A 22,628-nucleotide genomic window follows, 5' to 3' on the forward strand; every position below is an offset into this window, starting at 1 on the left:
GCCATACGCTGCGTGCAGGTCGCCGTACGTCGAGGAGGACGGATGGGCACGTCCGAAGGTCTTTCCACCGCTGCCACGGGCGTGGTCACCGCCGTCGCGGTCGTCGCCCTCGCCGCGCTCGTCGCGGCCTGGGTGTTCCGACGACAGGTGCTCGCCGCCGACGAGGGCACCGAGCGCATGCGCGCCATCGCCGGCGCCGTGCAGGAGGGTGCTTCCGCGTACCTGCGCCGGCAGTTCCGCACCCTGGTGTGGTTCGCCGTCGCGGTGGTCCTGCTGCTGCTGGCGCTGCCGGCCGACGGCTGGGACCTGCGCGCCGCCCGCAGCGCGGCGTTCGTCGTGGGCGCGCTGTTCTCCGCCGCGATCGGCTACCTGGGCATGTCGCTGGCCGTGCGGGCCAACGTGCGCGTGGCCGCGGCGGCCCGCACCGGCGAGGGCGGGCGCGAGCGCGGGATGCGCCTGGCGTTCCGCACCGGCGGCGTCGTGGGCATGACGACCGTGGGGCTGGGCCTGCTGGGCGCCTCGGCGGCGGTGCTGCTCTACGGGCCGGAGGCGCCCACGGTGCTGGAGGGCTTCGGCTTCGGCGCGGCGCTGCTGGCGATGTTCATGCGCGTGGGCGGCGGCATCTTCACCAAGGCCGCCGACGTCGGCGCCGACCTGGTCGGCAAGGTCGAGCAGGGCATCCCCGAGGACGACCCGCGCAACCCGGCCACCATCGCCGACAACGTCGGCGACAACGTCGGCGACTGCGCGGGCATGGCCGCGGACCTGTTCGAGTCGTACGCGGTGACGATCGTCGCCGCGGTGATCCTGGGCAGCAGCGCCATCGGCGAGGACGGCCTGGTGCTGCCGCTGCTGGTGCCCGCGATCGGCGCGCTCACCGCCGCGCTCGGCGTGGTGCTGGTGCGGGCGCGGCCGGGGGTCTCGGGCCTGACGAGCATCCAGAACGGGTTCTACCTGTCGGCGGCGGTGGCCCTGGTGGGCACCGCGATCGCCTCCTTCGCGTACCTGCCGGGCACGTTCGCCGAGCTGGAGGGCGCCGCCGACACCATCGCGGTCCTGGAGGGCGACCCGCGCCTGGTGACCCTCAGCGCGGTGTTCCTGGGGATCCTGCTGGCGGTGCTCATCCTGTGGATCACCGGGTACTTCACCGGCACCGAGGCGCGGCCCACCCGGGACGTGGCCGGGGCGTCGGTGACCGGCGCGGCCACCGTGGTCCTCAGCGGCATCGGGCTGGGCCTGCAGTCCGCGGTGTACACCACCGTCGTCATCGCCGGCGCCGTGTACTTCGCGTTCCTGCTGGCCGGCGGGGTGCTGACGCTGGCGATGTTCCTCATCGCCCTGGCCGGCTGCGGGCTGCTCACCACCGTCGGCGTCATCGTCGCGATGGACACCTTCGGCCCCGTCAGCGACAACGCCCAGGGCATCGCGGAGATGAGCGGCGACGTCGACGCCGAGGGCGCGGCGGTCCTCACCGAGCTCGACGCGGTGGGCAACACCACCAAGGCCGTCACCAAGGGCATCGCCATCGCCACCGCCGTGCTGGCGGCCACCGCGCTGTTCGGCTCCTACCAGGACGCGGTGACCACCCGCATCGGCGAGGTGGCGCAGGGCCTGCCGGCCCCCTCCGAGTACGTCCAGCGCACCATCGGCGACTTCTCCGTCTCCACGCCCACGACCCTGGTGGGGGTGCTGCTGGGCGCGGCGGTGGTGTTCCTGTTCTCCGGCCTGGCCGTGGACGCGGTGGGCCGCTCCGCCGGCGCGGTGGTGCTGGAGGTGCGCCGGCAGTTCGCCGAGCACCCCGGGATCATGGCCGGCACCGAGCAGCCCGACCACGGCCGCGTGGTGGACCTGTGCACCCGCGACGCGCTGCGCGAGCTGGCCACCCCGGGCCTGCTGGCGGCGTTCGCGCCGATCGCCGTCGGCTTCGGCCTGGGCGTGGCGCCGCTGGCCGGCTTCCTCGGCGGGGCCATCGCCGCCGGGGTGCTCATGGCGGTGTTCCTGTCGAACTCCGGCGGCTCGTGGGACAACGCCAAGAAGCTCGTCGAGGACGGCCTGCACGGCGGCAAGGGCTCCGAGGCGCACGCGGCCACCGTCATCGGCGACACGGTGGGCGACCCGTTCAAGGACACCGCCGGCCCGGCGATCAACCCGCTCATCAAGGTGATGAACCTCGTGGCGCTGCTGGTGGCGCCCGCGGTGGTCTCCCTGAGCCTGGGCGAGGGGGAGAACCCGTGGCTGCGCTACGGCATCGCGGTGGTGGCCGCCGTCGTCATCGTCGCGGCGGTCGCCGTCAGCCGGAACCGGCGCGTGGACGCCGCCGCCCCCGCGGGCGGGGTGGACGTGCGCGAGCAGCAGGACCAGGGGCTGGGGACCGGGCAGGTGTGAGCGCTGGCACGATCGTCGGGTGGACCCCCTCGAACTGCTGACCGGCCTGCGCGAGGACCTCGCCGCCGCCGGCTACACCGTCGACGGCGTGGGCGAGCTCGTCGGGGACGTCGCCTCGGCGGCCCTGGACCGCGAGCAGCCGCTGCCGGCGCTGCGGGCGGCACGGGCCTCGAGCGCGCCGGCCGCGGTGCTGCTGCGCTGCTGCACCCTGGGCCGCCCCGTCACCCGCGCGGAGCTGGACGCGGCCCTGCCGCGCACCGGCACCGCGGGCGCGGCGGCGCTGGGCCTGGTGGAGGCCGCCGGGCAGGGGCCCGGCGACGAGGTGCGCCCCCTGGTGGACCTGCGGCCCTACGAGGTCGACGACGCCGCCGGCGCGGCCTCGTGGTGGCTGGTCAGCGACCTGGGCGAGCTGGCCACGGGCAGCGCGCTGCGCCCGGACCACGTCCTGGGCGTGGGCGGGGCCTCGCTGACGCTGGCCTCGGCGACGGTGCGCACCCCGGTGGAGCGGGTGCTCGACGTCGGCACCGGCTGCGGGGTGCAGGCGCTGCACGCCACCCGGCACGCGGCCCGGGTGGTGGCCACCGACACCTCCGAGCGGGCCCTGGACCTGGCCGCCGTCAACGCCGCCCTCAACGGCGCGCGCCTGGACCTGCGGCACGGCTCGCTGCTGGAGCCGGTGCACGACGGGGAGCGCTTCGACCTGGTGGTCTCCAACCCGCCCTTCGTCATCACCCCGCGCCGGCCGGGGGTGCCGCAGTACGAGTACCGCGACGGCGGCATGCCGGGCGACTCGCTGGTGGCGCGCCTGGTGGGCGGGGTCGGCGACGTGCTGGCCCCGGGCGGGGTGGCGCAGCTGCTGGGCAACTGGGAGCTGCGCGAGGGCGAGCACTGGTCCCAGCGCCTGGAGGGCTGGCTGGAGGGCACCGGACTGGACGCCTGGGTGGTGCAGCGCGAGGTGGCCGACCCCGCGCTGTACGCCGAGACGTGGATCCGCGACGGCGGCCAGAGGCCCGGCCCCGTCTTCGACGAGCTGTACGCGGCGTGGCTGGACGACTTCTCCGCCCGCGGCGTCACCGGCGTGGGCTTCGGCGTGGTGACGCTGCGCCGCCCCGCGCGCGCCGGCGCGCCGCTGCGCCGCTTCGAGGAGGTCCTGGCGACGCTGAGCGACCCGCTGGGCGCGGTGCTCGCCGACGGCCTGGCCGCGCACGACGCGCTGGCGCTGCTGGACGACGAGGCGCTGGCGGGCACCGCGCTGCGGGTGGCCCCCGACGTCACCGACGAGCGGTACCACACCCCCGGCGAGCCTGACCCGCGCGTGGTGCTGCTGCGCCAGGGCGGCGGGCTGCGCCGCGCGGTGCAGGCCGACGGGGACGTGGCCGGCCTGGTGGGCGCGTGCGACGGGGAGCTGACGGTGGGGCAGATCGCGGCGGGGCTGGCGGTGCTGCTGGAGGAGGACGCCGCGGCGCTGCGCGCCCGCCTGCTGCCGCGGGTGCGCCGGCTGGTCGAGGACGGCCTGCTCCTGCTGCCCTGAGGCGCCGCGGGGCGCCGCCGGGCCCCCCGCGGGGCACCGCGGCGGGGGGTGCCCGCGCCGCGGGAGGCACCGGGCGGCGACGCGCCGGTTGCACACCGCCCCGCCGCCCGTGACACATTGATGGCTCCGCCCGTGCGACAGTGCGGGGCGGGTGCGCCGGTCCGAGGGCCGGGCGGCCGCGAGCCGGCGGCCGGGGCGACCGCGCCGACGACGAACGTGGAGAGGCAGGACCAGTGGCGGGCAAGTCGAAGGCGGCGGGGACCGGTGACGGCCTGCGCCGTCTGGTGATCGTGGAGTCGGCCAGCAAGATCGACAAGATCGCCGGTTACCTCGGGCCCGGCTACCGCGTCGAGGCCAGCGCCGGGCACATCCGCGACCTCCCGCAGCCCTCCCAGCTGCCCGAGGAGGTCAAGAAGGGCTCCTTCGGCAAGTTCGCCGTCGACGTCGACCACGGCTTCGAGCCGTACTACGTCGTCGACGCCGACAAGAAGCGGACCGTCGCCGAGCTCAAGCGCGCCCTGAAGGACTCCGACGAGCTCATCCTGGCCACCGACCGCGACCGCGAGGGCGAGGCGATCGCCTGGCACCTGGTGCAGGCGCTGGAGCCGCGGGTGCCCTACCGCCGGATGGTCTTCGGCGAGATCACCCGCGAGGCCATCCAGCAGGCCGTGCGCGAGATGCGCGACATCGACGACCGCCTCGTCGACGCGCAGGAGACCCGCCGCATCCTGGACCGCCTGTACGGCTACGAGCTCTCCCCGGTGCTGTGGCGCAAGGTCCGCGCGGGGCTGTCCGCCGGCCGCGTGCAGTCCGTGGCCACCCGGCTGTGCGTGGAGCGCGAGCGCGAGCGCATGGCCTTCCGCGCCGCCGGCTACGCCGACGTCACCGGCCAGTTCTCCCCGCAGGGCGAGAGCGCGTTCGGCGCGCGCCTGGTGGCGCTGGACGGGCGCCGCGTGGCCACCGGCCGCGACTTCGACGACTCCGGGCAGCTCAAGCCCACCGCCGTGCGCGACGGCGTGGCCCACCTGGACCTGCCCGCCGCCGAGGCGCTGGCGCGCTCCCTGGACGGCGCCGCGTTCGCGGTGCGCAGCGTGGAGGAGAAGCCGTACAGCCGCCGCCCGGCGGCGCCGTTCATCACCTCCTCCCTGCAGCAGGAGGCCTCGCGCAAGCTGCGCCTGAACGCCCGGGCCACCATGCGCACCGCGCAGAGCCTGTACGAGCGCGGCTACATCACCTACATGCGCACCGACTCCATCCAGTTGTCCGCGCAGGCGGTCAACGCCGCGCGCAGCCAGGCGCGCGAGCTGTACGGGCCGGAGTACGTGCCGGACTCCCCGCGGGTGTACGCCTCGAAGTCGAAGAACGCCCAGGAGGCCCACGAGGCGATCCGCCCCGCCGGCGAGGTGTTCCGCACCCCCGCGCAGGTCTCCGGGGAGCTGCGCGGGGATGAGTTCCGCCTGTACGACCTGATCTGGAAGCGCACCGTCGCCTCGCAGATGCACGACGCGCGCGGCACCACCGCCACCGTGCGCCTGGGCGCCGCCTCCGCCGACGGCCGCGACGCCGAGTTCTCCGCCTCCGGCACGATCATCACCTTCCGCGGGTTCCTCGCCGCCTACGAGGAGGGCCGCGACGAGACCCGCGAGGGCGCCGACGCCGACTCCACCGACCGCCGGCTGCCGCAGGTGCGGGTGGGGCAGCCGCTGAGCGCGCGCGACCTGGCCGCCGACGGGCACGTCACCTCCCCGCCGCCGCGCTACACCGAGGCGACCCTGGTCAAGACGCTGGAGGAGAAGGGCATCGGGCGCCCCTCCACGTTCGCCTCGATCATCTCCACGATCGTCGACCGCGGGTACGTGCGCTACAAGGGCTCGGCGCTGGTGCCCACCTGGCTGGCGTTCGCCGTCACGCGCCTGCTGGAGGAGCACTTCCCCACGCTGGTGGACTACGACTTCACCGCCTCCATGGAGAACGACCTCGACGCCATCAGCCGCGGCGAGGCCGAGCGGGTGGACTGGCTGACCCGCTTCTACTTCGGCGCCGACGGCCCCGCCGGCGGCGCCCCGGCGCCCGCCGCGGGCGGCTCCGGGGACGGCTCCGCCGGCCCGGCCGTGCCGGCGATGGAGGGCATCAAGGGCCTGGCCGACGACCTCGGCAAGATCGACGCCCGCGAGATCTCCACCGTCCCCATCGGCGAGGGGATCGTGCTGCGGGTGGGCCGCTACGGGCCCTACCTGGAGGGCCCGGACCCCGAGACCGGCGAGCTGCTCAAGGCCTCGGTGCCCGAGGACGTCGCGCCCGACGAGATGACCGTGGAGACGGCGCGCGAGCTGCTCACCACGCAGTCCGACGGCGACCGCGTGCTCGGGCAGGACCCGACGACCGGGCGCACCGTGGTGGCGCGCACCGGCCGCTACGGCCCCTACGTCACCGAGCTGCTCGAGGAGGACGCCCCCGCCCCGGCCGAGGCCGCCGAGGGGGCGCCGAAGAAGCGCACCGCGAAGAAGGCCGCCAAGGCCAAGCCGCGCACCAGCTCGCTGTTCAAGGACATGTCCGTGGAGACGGTCACCCTGGAGCAGGCCCTGCAGCTGCTGTCGCTGCCGCGCGTGGTGGGCACCGACCCCGAGAGCGGGGAGGAGATCACCGCGCAGAACGGCCGCTACGGGCCGTACCTGAAGAAGGGCACCGACTCGCGCTCGCTGGCCTCCGAGGACCAGCTCCTGACGATCACGCTGCCGGAGGCGCTGGGGATCTACGCCCAGCCCAAGACCCGGCGCGGGCAGGTCGCCAAGCCGCCGCTGAAGGAGCTCGGCCCGGACCCGGAATCGGGGCAGCCGATGGTCGTCAAGGACGGGCGCTTCGGCCCGTACGTCACCGACGGCACGACCAACGCGACCCTGCGCAAGGACGACGACCCGGAGACGATCACGCCCGAGCGCGGCGCGGAGCTGCTGGCGGAGAAGCGCGCCAAGGGCCCGGCCCCCAAGAAGGCCGCGGCGCGCAAGACGGCCGCCAAGACGGCCCCGGCGAAGAAGACCGCGGCCAAGAAGACGGCCGCGAAGAAGGCCGCCGCCAAGGCCTCCGCGGCCGCCGTCGACTGACGCCCGCCCGCCGCGCGCCCCTCCTCCGCAAGGGGCGCGCGGCGCCGTGCGGCGGGCGGGGAGCGTCACCGGCGGCACCTACCCTGGCCCTGTGAGCGACACCGCGGCGGCCCCCGACCACGACGTGCGGGCGCTGCTGCGCGAGAACGACGGCTTCCGCCGGATGTGGCTGTCGCTGACGCTGTCCAGCTTCGGCGACTGGCTGGGCATGCTCGCCAAGCTGGGCACCGCCGCCGGCCTGTCGCAGCTGGCCGGCAGCACCGCCACGCAGGCCAGCGTCGCGGTCTCCACCGTGCTCGTCCTGCAGCTCGCGCCCGCCGCCCTGCTGGGGCCGCTGGCCGGCGCGCTCGCCGACCGCCTGGACCGGCGCCTGACGATGGTCGTCGGCGACCTGCTGCGCTTCGCCCTCTTCGCCTCCATCCCGCTGGTGGGGGACCTGGGCTGGCTGTACGTCGCCACCCTGCTCATCGAGCTGGTCACGCTCTTCTGGGGCCCGGCCAAGGACGCCACGGTGCCCAACCTGGTGCCGCCGCGGCAGCTGGAGGCCGCCAACCGCGTCAGCCTGGTCGCCACCTACGGCACCGCCCCCGTCGCAGGCGTGGCGTTCATCGCGCTGACGCTGCTGACGGGCGTGCTGGACGGCGCCCTGCCGTTCCTGGCCGGCACGCAGTCCTCGCTGGCGATGTACGTCAACGCCCTGACCTTCCTCGTCGCCGCTGGGGTGATCTGGCGGCTGGACGTCCCCGCGCGCGAGCGCGCCCCGCGCACCGGCGGCCTGGCGCCCACCCTGTGGCGCGACGTGGTGGAGGGCTGGCGGTTCGTGGGCCGCTCGGCGCTGCTGCGCGGGCTGGTCGGGGGGATGCTCGTCGCCTTCGCCGCCGGCGGCGTCGTCATCGGCCTGGGCCGCGCCTTCGTCACCGGCCTGGGCGCCGGCGACCCCGGCTTCGGGGTCGTCGTCATGGCCGTCTTCGCCGGGGTGGCGCTGGGGGTGTGGCAGGGGCCGCGGTGGGTGTCGGGCCTGTCGCGCCGGCGCACCTTCGGAGTGGCGCTGACCGCCGCCGGCGCCTGCCTGGTGCTGGTCGCGCTGTGCGGCGACATCGTGCTGGCGGCGCTGTTCGTGGTGGCCCTGGGGCTGTTCACGGGCCTGGCGTACGTCTCGGCGTACACGCTGCTCGGCGAGGTCGACGACGACGTGCGCGGGCGCACCTTCTCCTTCGTGGGCGCCAGCACCCGCGTCGTCATCGTCCTGGTGATGCTCGTGGCGCCGTGGCTGGCGCAGCTGCTGGGCGACCGCACCCTGGTGGCCACGCCGTCGTGGTCGAAGACGATCAGCGGCTCGGCGCTGACGATGCTGCTGGCCGGGGCGCTCACGGCGGCCGCCGGGCTGGTCGCCTACCGCTGGATCGACGACCGCCGCGGCACGAGCCTGCGCGCGGACCTCGCGGCCGCCTGGCGCGCCCGCGCCCGCCCCGCCGCGGGCGCCGCGGGCACCGCCGCCGTGCCCGCCGCCGGCACCGGGCCGGCCACCACCGCGCCGGGCTTCTTCGTGGCCCTGGAGGGCGGCGACGGCTCCGGCAAGTCCACCCAGTCGCGGCTGCTGGCGCAGTGGCTGCGCGAGCGCGGCCACGAGGTCGTCACCACCCGCGAGCCCGGCGGCACCAGCACCGGCGCCGCGCTGCGCGAGGTGCTGCTGGCCCGCCGCGACGGCCCGGACGGCGCCGCGGAGCTGGACCCGCGCGCCGAGGCCCTGCTGTTCGCCGCCGACCGCGCCCAGCACGTGGCCGAGGTGGTGCGCCCGGCGCTGGGGCGCGGCGCCGTCGTGCTCACCGACCGGTACGTGGACTCCTCCCTGGCCTACCAGGGCGCCGGGCGCGCCCTGCCCGCCGAGCAGGTCGAGCGGCTGTCCGCCTGGGCCACCGGCGAGCTGCTGCCGGACCTGACCGTCGTGCTCGACGTGGACCCGGCCACCGCCGCGGTGCGCCGCGGCCGCGACCCGCAGCGCGCCGGGGAGGACCGCCTGGAGGCGGAGTCGCAGGCCTTCCACGCCCGGGTGCGCGAGCAGTTCCTGCGCCTGGCCGCGCGCGACCCGGGCCGCTACCTCGTCGTGGACGCCACCGCCGCGGCGCGGGACGTGCACGAGCGGGTGCGCGAGGCGCTGCTGCCGCGGCTGGCCGCGCGCTCCGCGGCGCAGCGCCCGGCCGGGACCGGGGACGAGCGCGGTGACGAGCGGGGTGGCGAGCGCGGCGAGGAGCCCGCCGGGCACCGGGTCGGGCCGCCGGCGGGGCCGCGCGAGCAGGAGCCGGCCCGGTGAGCGTGTGGGACGAGGTCGTCGGCCAGGAGCCGGCGGTGCGGGTGCTGCAGCGCGCCGCGCGCGCCGCGCGCGGCGGCCCCGGCGCGGCGGGCATGACGCACGCGTGGCTGCTCACCGGCCCGCCCGGCTCGGGGCGCTCGGTGGCCGCGCGCGCCTTCGCCGCGGCGCTGGCGTGCCAGGACCCCGCCGAGGTGGGCTGCGGGCGCTGCACCGGCTGCCGCACCGCGCTGGCCGGCTCGCACGCCGACGTCACCGTCTTCGCCACCGAGCACATGCAGATCCGCCGCGAGGACGTCGAGCCGCTCATCCAGACCGCCCAGCGCCGCCCCTCGGTGGCGCGCTGGCGGGTGGTCGTCGTGGAGGACGCCGACCGCCTCAACGCCACCTCGGGCAACACGCTGCTGAAGACGATCGAGGAGCCGCCCCCGGCGACGGTGTGGCTGCTGTGCGCGCCCGGCGCCGACGACGTGCTGCCCACGATCCGCTCGCGCACCCGGCACGTGCCGCTGCGGGTGCCGCCCGCCGACGCCGTCGCCGACCTGCTGGTGCGCCGCGACGGCGTGGACCCGGCGGTGGCGGCCTTCGCCGCGCGCGCCGCGCAGAGCCACGTCGGCCTGGCCCGCCGCCTGGCCCGCGACGAGGGCGCGCGGGCGCGCCGGCGCGAGGTGCTGCGCCTGCCGCAGCGCGTGGCCGGCGTCGGCGACGCCGTCGTGGCCGCGGGGGAGCTGGTGGAGGTGGCCGCGGAGGAGGCCGGCGCCTCCAGCGCGCAGCGCGACGCCGCCGAGCGCGCCGAGCTGCTGCGGGCGCTGGGCGCCGAGGGCTCCGCGACGCTGCCGCCGTCGGTGCGCGCGCAGGTGCGCCAGCTGGAGGAGGACCAGAAGCGCCGGGCCCGCCGGCACCAGACGGACGTGCTGGACCGCGCCCTGGTGGACCTGCTGGGGCTGCTGCGCGACGTGCTCGTGGTGCAGCTGGGCGCCCCGGTGGACCTGGTGAACACCGACCTGGCCGGGGAGGTGCGCGAGCTGGCGGCGGCCTCGGCGCCGGAGGAGACGCTGCGCCGGGCCGACGCGGTCTCGCTGGCGCGCGAGCGGCTCGGGCAGAACGTCGCGCCGCTGCTGGCGATGGAGGCCCTGGCGCTGAGCCTGCGCCCGCGCGGCGGCGCGGCCCGCTGAGGGCGCGCCCCCGCGCCGGGGTGAGCGCCGCCGCGCCCGTCTGCGACGCTGGGAGCACCATGCGCCGTCCCGCCCCCGCCCTCGCGACCGCCGCCGCCGCGCTCCTGCTGGGCGGGTGCTCCCTGCTGGGGGGCGGTGCGCCGGACCCGGTGCCCGTGGGCACGGCCGCGCCGGCCGCCGCCGAGCAGGCCGCGCGCGCGGACCTGGCGGCCTTCTACGGCCAGCGCCCGGAGTGGGTGGACTGCAGCGGCGGGTTCGAGTGCGCGCGCCTGACGGTGCCGGTGGACTACGCCGAGCCCGCGGGCGCCACGACGTCGCTGGCGGTGGTGCGCCTGCGCACCTCCGCGACCGGCGCCGAGCGGCTCGGCTCGATCGTGCTCAACCCCGGCGGGCCCGGCGCCTCCGGCGTGGAGTACGCCCGCGGCGCGGCGGCCGTGCTCACCGCGGACGTGCGCGAGCACTTCGACGTCGTCGGCGTCGACCCGCGCGGGGTGGGCGGCTCGGACCCGCTGCGCTGCCTGGACGACGCCGCCGTCGACGAGCTGGTGGCCGCCGACCCCACCCCCGACGACGCCGCGGAGCTGCGCCGGCTGCGGGCGCTGACCGCCCAGCTGGGCCGCGGGTGCGCCGCCTCCGGCGAGCTCGCCGCGCACGTCGACAGCCGCACCGCGGTGAAGGACTTCGACGTGCTGCGCGCCGTCCTGGGCGACGAGAAGCTCACCTACCTGGGCAAGTCGTACGGCACCTACCTCGGCGCCCTGTACGCCGAGCAGTTCCCGCAGCGGGTGGGGCGCTTCGTGCTCGACGGGGCGATCGACCCGGCGCTGAGCGACGAGGAGGTCAGCGCCGGGCAGGCCGCCGGCTTCGAGGTGGCGCTGCGCGCGTACGTGGAGGGCTGCCACGCCGAGGACGCCTGCCCGCTGCCCGCGGGCACCGACGCCGCGGTGGCGCGGGTGCGGGCGCTGCTGGAGGACCTGGACGCGCAGCCGCTGCCGACGGCCTCGGGCCGCGCGCTCACCCAGGGCCTGGGGTACTACGCGGTGGCGCAGCCGCTGTACGCGCGCTCGCTGTGGCCGCGGCTGACCGAGGCGCTGCGCGCGGCGCTGGCCGGCGACGGCACCGGGATGCTGGCCCTGGCCGACGCCTACGCCCACCGCCGCCCCGACGGCACCTACGCGGACAACGCCCTGCAGGCGCTGCCGGCCGTGAACTGCCTGGACCGCGCCGAGGCCCGCACCGCCGAGGACGTCGCGGCCTCGGTGCCGGAGTACGAGCGGGCCTCGCCCACCTTCGGCGCGTTCCTCGCCTGGAGCGCCCTGACGTGCGTGGACTGGCCGATCCCGCCGGTGGGGGAGGCGGCGCCGGTGCGCGCCGAGGGCGCCGCGCCGGTCCTGGTGGTGGGCACCACCCGCGACCCGGCCACGCCGTACGAGTGGGCCCGCGGCCTGGCCGGGCAGCTGGAGAGCGGGCACCTGCTCACCCACGACGGCGACGGGCACACCGCCTACCGGATGGGCAGCTCCTGCGTGGACCGGGCGGTGGACGCCTACCTGCTGGCCGGGGAGCTGCCCGAGCCGGACGCGCGCTGCTGAGGGCGCCGGCGGCGGCACGCGCGGTCGAGCGGGGCCGTGACGTCCTGTAAGCTCATGACCCGTGCCCTCCGGGGCACGCGCCGCCTTAGCTCAGTCGGCCAGAGCGACGCACTCGTAATGCGTAGGTCCGGGGTTCGATTCCCCGAGGCGGCTCACCAGGGCCCCGCAGGTCACCGACCTGCGGGGCCCTCCGCGTCCCCCTCAGGCCCCCGGTGGCGCCCACGCGGGGTCCCGCCCGGCCAGGCCCAGCACCCGCTCGAAGGCGGGTGCGTCCGCGGGCACCGGCACCGGCGGCCCGAACAGCCCGGCGCGCGCGCCCGGGTCCGCCGGCACGGCCGCCACCAACGAGCGCACCGCCGCCAGGCTCGCCGCGTCCACCTCGTACGGCTGCCCGGTGGCCACCGCCAGGTCCCAGCCGTGCAGGACGAGCTCGTCCAGCGCCACCAGGCCGGCCTCGGTGGCGTCCAGGTCGACCCCGCCGGCGCGGGTGGTGCCGCGCCAGGCCGCCGGGTCCGACCAGGCGTCCGCCAGCGCGCGCAGCCGGTCGGGGAACCCCGTGCGCCAGCCGGTGGGCAGCGCGCCGCCCGGCCCGCCCGGCGGGGTGTCCGTCAGCGGGCCGAGGTCCTTGCGCGCCGCGGCGGTGAAGGCCGGCGCCAGGCCGCCCACGTGGTCCAGCAGCGCGGCCACGGTGGTGCCCGCGCACGGCGTCGGCGCGTCCAGCAGCTCCTGCGGCACCCCCGCCACCACGCGCGCGGTGCGCTCAGCGGCGGCGTGCAGGTCCAGCCGGCCCTCCTGCGCCACCGCCCGGGTCGTCCCGTCCACGGCCTCGTCCACGGCGTCCTCCTCGCTCGGCTCGTCGTGGTGGTGACCCGCGCCGCGCACCGGGCTCACCGGTGAGGACCGCTGCTCGCCGGACCCGCTGCTCGCCGAGCCCGCCCTCAGCGCACCCGCGCGCGCCGCCGCGGCCGGTGCGCCGCCCGCGCCCGCCGCCCGGCGGGGCTGTGCGACCAGCCGGTCACCACGAGCAGGAACAGGCCGCTGAGGACGAGGAACGCCCCGGTGAGGGCGTTGAGGTACGGCACCCGCACGCCCGCCAGCGGCAGCACCCCCACCACGAGCAGCACCAGGGCGCAGGCGACGGCGAACCAGGCGCGCCCCCGGCTGGAGCCGACCTCGTCCACGCCGCGCCACGCCTCGCGCTGGGCGCGGTTCAGCGGCCGGCGCGCCCACGCGAACTGCGTGGCCAGCACCGCCAGGCCGGCGGCGACGAGGACGAACCCCGGGCCGGGCAGCACCAGCAGCGCCACCCCGGTCAGGGTCAGCGCCGCCCCGGCGACGGTGACGAGCACCTTCTTCACGGACTGCGCGGAGCGCGGCACGGCACCTCCCGGGTCGGCGACTGCCTCGATGGTCGGGCACCGCGGCGCCGGGCGCACCCGCGCGGGGACGTACGTCCCCGCCGGTTCAGCCCCGCGCGCCCTGCGCCGGCACGCGCTCCCCGGCGCGCGCGCCCGGCAGGCTCGGCGTGGCCAGCTCGTCCGGCGGCACCGCCCGCCCGAACAGGTGCCCCTGCGCGGCGTCGCAGGAGGTGGCCGCCAGCTGCGCGAGCTGGTGGGGCTCCTCCACGCCCTCGGCGACCACGCCCAGCCCGAAGCCGTGCGCGGCGCTGACCACCAGCCGCACCAGGGCCGCGTGCCCGGCGTCGATGGAGGCCACCAGCGAGCGGTCGATCTTCAGCACGTCCACCGGCAGGCGCGAGAGCTGCCCGATGGAGGTGTACCCGGTGCCGAAGTCGTCGATGGCCACGCGCACGCCCAGCGCGCGCAGCGCGCGCAGGTGCTCCAGCGCCAGCGGCTCCTCCACCAGCACCGTCTCGGTGATCTCCACCGTCAGCCGGGCGGGGTCCACCCCGGCCGCGTCCAGCGCGGTGCGCACGTCCTCCAGCAGCCGCGGCGCGGCCAGGTGCCGGCCGGAGACGTTCACCGCCACCGCCAGCCCCGCCCGGTCCCCGCCCTCGGCGTCCCAGCGCACCAGCTGCGCGGCGGCCTCGCGCAGCGCCCACCGGCCCAGCTCGCACACCAGGTCCGAGCGCTCGGCCACCGGCACGAACGCGTCCGGGCCCACCAGCTCGCGGTGGCCGGGGCGGCGCCAGCGCACCAGCGCCTCCACGCCGCGGGTGCGCCCGGAGGCCAGGTCCAGCACCGGCTGGTAGTGCAGCACGAGCTGCCCGCGCTCCAGCGCCTCGCGCAGCGCCCCCTCCGTGGCGCTGCGCTCGCTGAGCTCGGCGCGCAGCCGCTCGTCGAAGACGCGCACCACGCCGCGACCGGCGGCCTTGGCGCGGTAGGTGGCCGCGTCGGCGTCGTGCAGGAGCTGCTCGGGGGTGGTGCCGGCGCCGCTGAGCGCCACGCCCACGCTCGCCCCCACGCGCACCTGCCGCCCGCACAGCTCCAGCGGCGCGCACACCGCGTCCACGAGGCGCTGGCCCAGCTCGCGCAGCCCCTCCAGCACGACGGCCTCCGCGCCCGGCGGCGCCACCGGCACCAGGACGACGAACTCGTCGCCGCCGAAGCGGCACACCACGTCGCCGCCGCGCACGACCGCGCCCATCCGCTGCGAGACCACCCGCAGCAGCTCATCGCCGGCGGCGTGGCCCAGGGAGTCGTTGACCTGCTTGAAGCGGTCCAGGTCCACGAACATCAGCGCGCTGCGGTGCCCCTCGCGCTCGGCGCGCCGCAGCGCCGCCTCCAGCAGCGCCTGCGCCCGCGCCCGGTTGGGCAGCAGGGTCAGCGCGTCGTGCGAGGCCTGGTGGCTCAGATCCGCGCGCAGGCGCTCGCGGTCGTGGATGGCGTCGATGAGCCGCCCGACGGAGTCGTGCACGACCTCGCCGAGCGGGCCGTCCAGGGGCCGGCGGGCCGCCTCGGAGTCCAGGTCCCCGGCGGCCACCGCCTGCGCCTGGTCGCGCAGGCGGCGCAGGCCGTCCACGGCGGCGGCCAGGCCGCGCGCGACGGTGCGCACCTCCTCCGGCCCGGACTCGGCGACGTCGACGAGCTCGCCGGCGCCCACGGCGCGCGCCTGCGCGGCCAGGCGCGCCAGCGGCCGGGTCAGCGAGGCGCGCACGACGAGGGTGGCGGCCAGGCTCGCGGCCAGCAGCACGGCGGTCACGAGCAGCAGCTGCACCAGCTCGCGGCGGGCGCGGTCGGCGTGCGCGGTGGCGCTGGCCACGGTGACGTCGGCGGCCACCCGCACGGCCGCGCCGACGCCGGTGTCGCGGCGCTGGTTGGCCGCCAGCAGCGCCGGCAGCCGCTCCAGCGGCGGCTCCTGCCCGGCGGTGGCCAGGGCGGCGGCGGTGGTGTCGACGGCGCGCACCGCGCTGCCGGTGGCGGCGCTCCAGGCGGTGACGACCTCGGGGGCGCAGCTGCCCACGACGTCGCCGGCGGCCTCGCGGTACCCGCCCCACGCCTCGACGAAGCGGGCGCGCACGGCCTCGCCCGCCGGGCCGGTGCCCAGCAGCGCGGCCAGCAGCAGCGGCATCTCCGCCCCGGCCAGGGTGGCCGCGCGCGAGACCCGCGCCAGGTCCCCGATCGCGGAGGTGGTGGCCCCGTCCAGGCCCTGCGCGCGGCCGGTGCGCAGGTGCGCGGCGGCCTGCACGCCCAGGCGCTCGGCCAGCTCCCGGTACTCGGTGAACAGCGCCTCCACCGGCCGGTCCGCGCGCGGGGCCGCGCGCAGCCGGCGCAGCTCCTCGGCGGCCTGCCCGGCCTCGCGCGCGGCGGCGGTGCCGCCGGCGCGCACCAGGGCGGTGTCCACGGCGGTGCGCGCCGCGCTCAGGCGCTCGGGCAGGTCGGGCAGGGCCAGGGCGTCCAGGACGGCGGGGTCGACCCCCAGCCGGCGCGCGCCGGCGTCGTCGGCGAGCAGCCCGCTGAGCAGGGCCGGGGTGACCTCCTGGGCCACGCCCAGGCGCACCGCGTCCAGGGCGACCGCGGCGCGCACCTGCGCGACGGCGGCGTCGACCGCGCGCACCCGCTCGACCCGGTCGTGCACGGCGGTGCCGCCGAACAGCGCCAGCCCCAGCACGGGCGCCAGCAGCATGCCGAGCAGGCGCCGCTGCAGGCTGCCGCTGCGGCCTGCTCGGGCGGTGCGGGGCACGGGGATCACCTCGTCCGCCTCGGCGCGGCGCCCGGGTGCGTTGAGCGGGCTGCGCGGCGGGTAGCCCGGTCGGCTGCGCGCGACCACCCGCCCGGCCCAGCGCACCGGCCCGGCGGGAGCTGCGCGGGCCTGCACCAGCGAAGGGGAGGAGGGGTGCGGTGCGCAAGCAGAACAGCGAAAAGTCACGAAGAAAGTGCGGAGCGTGAGGTCCGCGGTGGGTGGTCACCGCGCTGACCTCCGCCGCCGACCCGCGCCGCCGGGCCGCGCGCCCCCGCCAAGGGGGCGGCGCGCGGGCCCGGTGCGGGCTCAGTGCGGGTTCAGGGGGCGCTCAGGGGTGCAGCAGCACCTTCAGGGCGCCGGCGGAGCGGTCGCCGAGGACCTCCAGGGCGCGCGCGGCGTCCTCGATGCCGAACTCGTGGGTGATGAGCGGGGTGGGGTCGAGCACGCCGGCGGCGAAGGCGCGCACCGCGTACGCCCAGGCCCGGGTGGGGGCGCCGAAGACGGTCAGCACGTGCACGTTGCGCGAGACCAGCTCCAGGGAGGACAGGTCGTCGGCGTCGGCGGCGGGGATGCCGGTGAGCACCACGCGCCCGCCGCGGCGGGCCAGGCGCACGGAGGAGCGGGCCACGCCCGGCGCCCCGGCGGCCTCGACGACCGCGTCGAAGGTGCCCTCCAGCGCCTGCGCGCCCTCGGTGGTGGTGTAGTGCGCCGCGCCGCAGCGGCGCGAGAGCTCCTCGCGGCTGTCGTTGCGGTGCACGACGGTGACCTCGCAGCCGGCCCCGCGCAGCAGCTGCACGGCGAGCAGGCCCAGGGTGCCGGCGCCGACGACGGCCACCTTCGAGCCGGCGGAGACGTCGGCGAGCAGGACGGCCTCGGCCACGCAGGCGGCCGGCTCGATGCCGGCGGCGGCGCGCAGGTCGGCGCCCTCGGGCAGCAGGTGCAGGTAGCGCGCGGGGATGGTCAGGTACTCGGCCCAGCCGCCGGGCAGGGTGAAGCCGGTCTCCTCGTACTCCTGCGGCCAGCCCTCGGTGTCGCCGGCGACGGAGGCGGGGGTGCCCTCGGCGGTGCGGATGCCCTGGCCGACGACGCCGCGGCCCACGATCCCCTCGGGCACGCCCTCGCCGACGGCCTCGACGGTGCCGGACCACTCGTGCCCGGGCACGACGGGGTAGCGGACGAACTCCGCGGGGCGCGTGCCGGCGAAGACCTCACGGTCGGAGCCGCAGATGCCGCAGTGGGCGACCTTGACGAGCGCCTGCCCGGGGCCGGGCGGGCTCACTTCCACGTCCACGACCTCGAGCTGACCGGGGGAGGTGATGCGCACCGCGCGGGAGAGTGCCATGCGCCAGAACCTAGTGGCCGCGCCCGGGTGCCCGGGACGCGGCCGCGCGCCGCGGCGCGCTCAGGCGGTGCCGCCCCCGGCGCGCTCGATGACGTCGGTGAGGGCGGCGACCAGGCGCCGGGCCTCGGGCAGCGAGAGCTGCGCGGTGTCGCCGATGAAGACGCGCGGGCCGAAGCGGCGCAGCACGGTCTGTCCGGCCTCGGCGTAGGCCAGGTCGGTGCACTCCAGGCGCACGGGGCAGGGGCGCTCGGCGCCGTCGTCGCCCTCCAGCGGCACGACGCGGGACTCGTAGGCGTGCAGCCAGCCGCCCTCGACCTCCAGCCCGCGCGAGGCCCACGAGGGGGCGTCCCAGCGCAGGACCTGGATCGAGTCGTCCGCGACGGCGGCCTCGGCGCCCGTCGGCGCGCTGGTCGGCTCGTTGTCCATGGTGCTCCAGGTGCTCCAGCTGTTCCGGCGGTCCGCGGGCACGGTGATCCTGTGTGATTCCCCAATTGCCCTCAGTGGTCGCCCTTAGCGTGCCAGAGGAGCGCTGGTTTCGCCTCGTATCCAGGCAACTACTTTGGGTGAGCAGAAGGGGGTCCAGGATCACCCTCCGCGTCCGCCCCGCTGCGCCCCCGCGCGCGACCCGCCCGCGAGTTGCCCCCGGAGCGCCCCCGGCGGCACCATCGGGCCATGGTCCCGGTCACGGTCGTGCTCGACCCGTTCTGGCCGGGTCGGCGCCCCTACCTGTTCGACGGCTGGTGTCCGCGTCAGAGCTGACGCCCCGCACACCACCCCGACGGACGAGGACGCCCACCGTGAGCACCGACGAGAACCCCGCCACGCCCTCCACCACGCCCCCCGCCGCGCCGGCGGGCACCGCCGCGTGGGGCTTCGACACCCTGCAGGTCCACGCCGGCCAGCAGCCCGACCCCGCCACCGGGGCGCGCGCGCTGCCGATCTACCAGACCACCAGCTACGCCTTCCGCGACACCGATCACGCCGCGGCGCTGTTCGGGCTCACCGAGCTCGGCAACATCTACACGCGCATCATGAACCCCACCCAGGCGGTGGTGGAGGAGCGCATCGCCGCCCTCGAGGGCGGCCTGGCGGCGCTGCTCGTCGCCAGCGGCCAGGCCGCCGAGACCCTCGCCGTCCTCAACATCGCCTCCGCCGGCGACCACGTCGTCGCCAGCCCCCGCCTGTACGGGGGCACCTACAACCTCTTCCAGCACACGCTGCCGAAGATGGGCATCACCACCACGTTCGTCGAGGACCCCGACGACCCCGCCTCCTGGCGCGCCGCCGCCCGCCCGGGCACGAAGCTTTTCTACGGCGAGAGCATCTCCAACCCCGCCGGCGACGTGCTGGACATCGCCGCCGTGGCCGACGCCGCGCACTCCGTCGGCGTGCCGCTCGTGGTGGACAACACCATCGCCACCCCCTGGCTGGTGCGCCCCATCGAGCACGGCGCCGACGTCGTCGTGCACTCGGCCACCAAGTTCCTCGGCGGGCACGGCACCTCGATCGCCGGCGTGGTCGTCGACTCCGGCCGCTTCGACTGGGCCGCCTCCGGGCGCTTCCCCGGCCTGAGCACCCCGGACCCCAGCTACCACGGCGTCGTCTTCACCGACGCCGTCGGCCCCGCCGCCTACGTCACCAAGGCCCGCGTGCAGCTCCTGCGCGACCTCGGCCCGGCCGCCTCGCCGTTCAACGCCTTCCTGATCGCGCAGGGCCTGGAGACGCTCTCGCTGCGCATGGAGCGGCACGTGCGCAACGCCCGCGCCGTGGCGGAGTTCCTCGCCGGCCACGAGCAGGTCCTCTCGGTGAACTACGCCTCCCTGCCCTCCTCGCCCTGGCACGCCGCCGCGCAGAAGTACGTCCCGCGCGGTTCCGGCTCCGTGCTCGCCTTCGAGATCGCCGGCGGCCTGGAGGCCGGCAAGCGCTTCGTCGACGCGCTGGTGCTGCACAGCCACGTCGCCAACATCGGCGACGTGCGCTCCCTGGTGGTGCACCCGGCCTCCACCACCCACAGCCAGCTCAGCGTGGAGGAGCAGTTCACCTCCGGCGTCACCCCCGGCCTGGTGCGCCTGTCCGTGGGCATCGAGGACGTGCGCGACATCGTCGCCGACCTCGCCCTCGGCTTCGCCGCGGCCGCCGCCTGAGCGCGGTGCGGCCCGCGGCGGCGGCGACACTGGAGGGGACGGACGGGGCAGACGTGGTGGTGGTCGACGTGGTGAACGACGTGGTGGGCGGCGCGCTGGGCGCGGCGCCCGGCGGCGCGGTGGGCGCGTCGGTGGGCGACGCGCTGGGCGCGTCGGTGGGCGACGTGCTGGGCGCGCGGGGCGCGGCCGGCGCCGCGCGCGCGGTGGCGGCCGCGCTGCCCGCCGCCCGCACCGCCCCGCCGCCCCCGGCGACGGGGGCCTGGCGCGAGGACCACCCCGCCGGCCGGCGCCGCTTCGCCGACCTCGGCGACCTGCCCCTGCAGCTCGGCGGCGCCCTGCCCGGGGTGCGCCTGGCGTACGAGACGTGGGGCGTGCTCGACGAGGACGGCTCCAACGCCGTCCTGGTCGAGCACGCCCTCACCGGCGACGCCCACGTCGTCGGCGAGGCCGGTCCCGGCCACCCCACCCCCGGCTGGTGGGGCGACCTCGTCGGGCCCGGCAGGGCGCTGGACACCGACCGCTGGTTCGTCGTGGCCGCCAACGTCCTGGGCGGCTGCCAGGGCAGCACCGGCCCCGCCTCCCGCCGCCCCGGCTCCACCGCGCCGTGGGGCTCGGCGTTCCCGCGCCTGACCGTCGGCGACCAGGTCGCCGCCGAGGTGCGCCTGGCCGACGCCCTGGGCATCGAGCGCTTCGCCGCCGTCCTGGGCGGTTCCATGGGCGGGATGCGCTCGCTGGAGTGGGCCGCCGCCCAGCCCGGCCGCGTCGGCGCCGCCCTCGTGCTGGCCACCTGCGCCGCCTCCACCGCCGACCAGATCGGCGCCCAGAGCGCGCAGATCGCCGCCGTCGTCGCCGACCCCGGCTGGCACGGCGGCGACTACCACGACCTGCCCGCCGGCCAGGGCCCGCACACCGGCCTGGGCCTGGCCCGGCGCCTGGCGCACCTGACGTACCGCACCGCCGCCGAGCTCGACGCCCGCTTCGGGCGCCTGCCCCAGCCCGGCGAGGACCCCCTGGCGCCCGTGGCACCCGGTCGCTTCGCCGTGCAGTCCTACCTGGACCACCACGCCGGCAAGCTCGTGCACCGCTTCGACGCCGGCAGCTACGTCACCCTCACCGACGCCCTGAACACCTGGGACGTGGGGTTCCGCCGCGGTGGCACCGACGCCGCGCTGGCCGCCGTCACCACCCCGCTGGTGGTGGCGGCCGTGGACTCCGACCGCCTGTACCCGGTGGCCGACTCCGAGCGGATCGCCGCCTCCCCGGCGGCCGTCGGCGGCCTGCGCCTGGTCACCTCCACCGCCGGCCACGACGGTTTCCTCGTGGAGTCCGCCCAGATCGCGCCCCTGGTGCGCGAGGTCCTCGACCTCGGTTCGCGCTGACGCCGGGGCCGTAACAGGCCGGTGACGCAGGGGCAACAGCCCCTTCACGAGGCGCTGCCACCGTCGCGGGGTGACCACCACCGAGAACCCCGGGGGACAGCTCCTCGTGGGCGGGCGCCACCCCGTCGACGAGGTCCCGCCGCTGCGCGCCCTGGCGCCGCTGGGCCTGCAGCACGTGCTCGCCATGTACGCCGGTGCCGTCGCCGTGCCGCTCATCGTGGGCGGCGCGATGGTCTCCGCCGGCGAGCTGCGCGCCGAGGACCTGCCCCACCTCGTCGTCGCCGACCTGTTCGTCGCCGGCATCGCCACCGTCCTGCAGGCGGTGGGGTTCTGGCGCTTCGGCGTCCGCCTGCCGATCGTGCAGGGCTGCACGTTCGCCGCCGTCGGCCCGATGATCACCATCGGTTCCCAGCACGGCGTGACCGCGATCTACGGCTCCGTCATCGCGTGCGGGGTGTTCATCCTGCTGCTGGCGCCGGTGTTCTCCTCCCTGCTGCGCTTCTTCCCGCCGCTGGTGACCGGCACCGTCATCCTCCTCATCGGCCTGTCGCTGATGGACGTGGCCGCCGGCTGGGCGGGCGGCGGCGCCGGCGCGGAGGACTTCGGCGCGCCCGGCCACCTGCTGCTGGCGCTGTTCACCCTCGTCGTGGTGCTGCTGCTGGAGCGCTTCGCGCCGCCCGCGGTGGCGCGCGTGGCGGTCCTGCTCGGCATCGTCACCGGCACGCTGGTGGCCGCCGCCCTCGGGCGGGTGGACGCCAGCGGCGTGGGGGAGCAGGCGTGGTTCGCCGTGCCGCAGCCGTTCGCGTTCGGCTGGCCGACGTTCCAGGCCGGTTCCGTGCTCGCGATGTGCGTGGTCGGCCTGGTCATCATGACCGAGACCACCGGCGACGTCCTCGCCGTCGGGGAGGTCGTCGGCAGGCCCGTGGGCAAGCGCCAGATCGCCGACGGGATGCGCGCCGACGGCCTCTCCACGGTCCTCGGCGGCGTCTTCAACACCTTCCCCTACACGGCGTTCGCGCAGAACGTCGGGCTCGTCAGCCTCTCCGGGGTCCGCTCCCGGCACGTGGCGACCTTCGCGGGCGGGGTCCTCGTCGTGCTCGGTCTGGTGCCCAAGCTCGGCGCCGTGGTCGGCGCGGTCCCGGTGGCCGTGCTCGGCGGTGCGGGCGTCGCGCTGTTCGGCACCGTCGCCGCCAGCGGCATCCGCACCCTGGCCGCCTGCCGCCTGGACTCGCGCGCGCTGATGGTGGTCGCGGTCTCCCTCGGCGTGGGGATGCTGCCGACGGTCAGCCCGGAGATCTACGCCCGCACCCCCGGCTGGTTCCAGACGGTGTTCGACTCCGGCATCTCCTCCGGCGCCCTCGTCGCCGTCGTGCTGCACCAGCTGCTGTGCACCGGCCGGCACACCGGGCAGGAGCAGGCGAGCGCGGCGCTGCGCACCGCCGAGGTGGCGACCCGGCAGCACTAGGCCGCGGTGGCGCCGGTGCCCCCCGCCCGCGCGCGAGAGGCCCCCGCCGTCACCGACGGCGGG

Annotated in this window: 14 protein-coding genes and 1 tRNA gene; 10 read left to right on the top strand and 5 right to left on the bottom strand. The window is 77.3% G+C overall.

Annotated features, from left to right (window positions below):
* Nucleotides 1–42: 42 nt before the first annotated feature.
* The 7 genes from ACRYR7_RS10635 to ACRYR7_RS10665 all read left to right on the top strand — a co-directional run bounded on the left by ACRYR7_RS10635 (nt 43) and on the right by ACRYR7_RS10665 (nt 12,245).
* On the top strand, nt 43–2,385 hold the full coding sequence (locus tag ACRYR7_RS10635) for a sodium-translocating pyrophosphatase (protein WP_432572062.1): 2,343 nt from the start codon (nt 43–45) through the stop codon (nt 2,383–2,385).
* A gap of 19 nt (nt 2,386–2,404) precedes the next feature.
* The gene (locus ACRYR7_RS10640; RefSeq protein WP_432572063.1) at nt 2,405–3,916 is read left to right on the top strand and encodes a DUF7059 domain-containing protein; all 1,512 of its coding nucleotides are present in this window, start codon (nt 2,405–2,407) and stop codon (nt 3,914–3,916) included.
* Between the two features lie 233 nt (nt 3,917–4,149).
* Nucleotides 4,150–7,017 (top strand): type I DNA topoisomerase, encoded by a 2,868-nt coding sequence (gene topA / locus ACRYR7_RS10645; RefSeq protein WP_432572064.1) that lies wholly within the window; start codon nt 4,150–4,152, stop codon nt 7,015–7,017.
* A gap of 91 nt (nt 7,018–7,108) precedes the next feature.
* Nucleotides 7,109–9,328, top strand: coding sequence for a dTMP kinase (tmk, locus tag ACRYR7_RS10650; protein WP_432572065.1), 2,220 nt, complete (start codon nt 7,109–7,111; stop codon nt 9,326–9,328).
* Nucleotides 9,325–10,500, top strand: coding sequence for a DNA polymerase III subunit delta' (locus ACRYR7_RS10655; RefSeq protein WP_432572066.1), 1,176 nt, complete (start codon nt 9,325–9,327; stop codon nt 10,498–10,500). Before tmk ends, ACRYR7_RS10655 begins: the two co-directional genes overlap by 4 nt.
* A 59-nt stretch (nt 10,501–10,559) precedes the next feature.
* The gene (locus ACRYR7_RS10660) at nt 10,560–12,092 is read left to right on the top strand and encodes an alpha/beta hydrolase (RefSeq protein WP_432572067.1); all 1,533 of its coding nucleotides are present in this window, start codon (nt 10,560–10,562) and stop codon (nt 12,090–12,092) included.
* 79 nt (nt 12,093–12,171) lie between these two features.
* Nucleotides 12,172–12,245 (top strand) — tRNA-Thr (locus tag ACRYR7_RS10665).
* Between the two features lie 48 nt (nt 12,246–12,293).
* On the opposite strand, the gene ACRYR7_RS10670 is transcribed toward ACRYR7_RS10665, so the two are convergent.
* The 5 genes from ACRYR7_RS10670 to ACRYR7_RS10690 form a co-directional block, all read right to left on the bottom strand.
* On the bottom strand, nt 12,294–12,893 hold the full coding sequence (locus tag ACRYR7_RS10670) for a TIGR03086 family metal-binding protein (RefSeq protein WP_432572074.1): 600 nt from the start codon (nt 12,891–12,893) through the stop codon (nt 12,294–12,296).
* Between the two features lie 137 nt (nt 12,894–13,030).
* Nucleotides 13,031–13,471 (bottom strand): PGPGW domain-containing protein, encoded by a 441-nt coding sequence (locus tag ACRYR7_RS10675; protein WP_432572068.1) that lies wholly within the window; start codon nt 13,469–13,471, stop codon nt 13,031–13,033.
* Between the two features lie 85 nt (nt 13,472–13,556).
* Nucleotides 13,557–16,235 carry a putative bifunctional diguanylate cyclase/phosphodiesterase gene (locus ACRYR7_RS10680; RefSeq protein ID WP_432572069.1) on the bottom strand — a complete coding sequence of 893 codons (2,679 nt, stop codon included), beginning with the start codon at nt 16,233–16,235 and terminating at the stop codon, nt 13,557–13,559.
* A 328-nt stretch (nt 16,236–16,563) separates the two neighbouring features.
* A complete protein-coding gene (locus ACRYR7_RS10685) occupies nt 16,564–17,577 on the bottom strand; it encodes a zinc-dependent alcohol dehydrogenase (protein WP_432572070.1) in 1,014 nt (337 codons plus the stop codon).
* 60 nt (nt 17,578–17,637) lie between these two features.
* Nucleotides 17,638–18,045 carry a hypothetical protein gene (locus ACRYR7_RS10690; RefSeq protein ID WP_432572071.1) on the bottom strand — a complete coding sequence of 136 codons (408 nt, stop codon included), beginning with the start codon at nt 18,043–18,045 and terminating at the stop codon, nt 17,638–17,640.
* A 329-nt stretch (nt 18,046–18,374) separates the two neighbouring features.
* Here ACRYR7_RS10690 and ACRYR7_RS10695 point away from each other — a divergent pair, with 329 nt between their 5' ends.
* The 3 genes from ACRYR7_RS10695 to ACRYR7_RS10705 all read left to right on the top strand — a co-directional run bounded on the left by ACRYR7_RS10695 (nt 18,375) and on the right by ACRYR7_RS10705 (nt 22,565).
* On the top strand, nt 18,375–19,721 hold the full coding sequence (locus ACRYR7_RS10695; RefSeq protein ID WP_432572072.1) for a bifunctional o-acetylhomoserine/o-acetylserine sulfhydrylase: 1,347 nt from the start codon (nt 18,375–18,377) through the stop codon (nt 19,719–19,721).
* Nucleotides 19,722–19,924: 203 nt separating this feature from the next.
* Nucleotides 19,925–21,100, top strand: a complete 1,176-nt coding sequence (gene metX, locus ACRYR7_RS10700; protein WP_432572075.1) for a homoserine O-acetyltransferase MetX — start codon at nt 19,925–19,927, stop codon at nt 21,098–21,100.
* Between the two features lie 184 nt (nt 21,101–21,284).
* Entirely contained in the window at nt 21,285–22,565 is a 1,281-nt protein-coding gene (locus tag ACRYR7_RS10705; RefSeq protein WP_459115334.1) for a nucleobase:cation symporter-2 family protein, read from the top strand.
* The last annotated feature ends 63 nt before the right edge of the window (nt 22,566–22,628 follow it).

Origin of the sequence: Kineococcus gurbantunggutensis, from assembly GCF_050871925.1 — a bacterium.
Lineage (GTDB): Bacteria > Actinomycetota > Actinomycetes > Actinomycetales > Kineococcaceae > Kineococcus.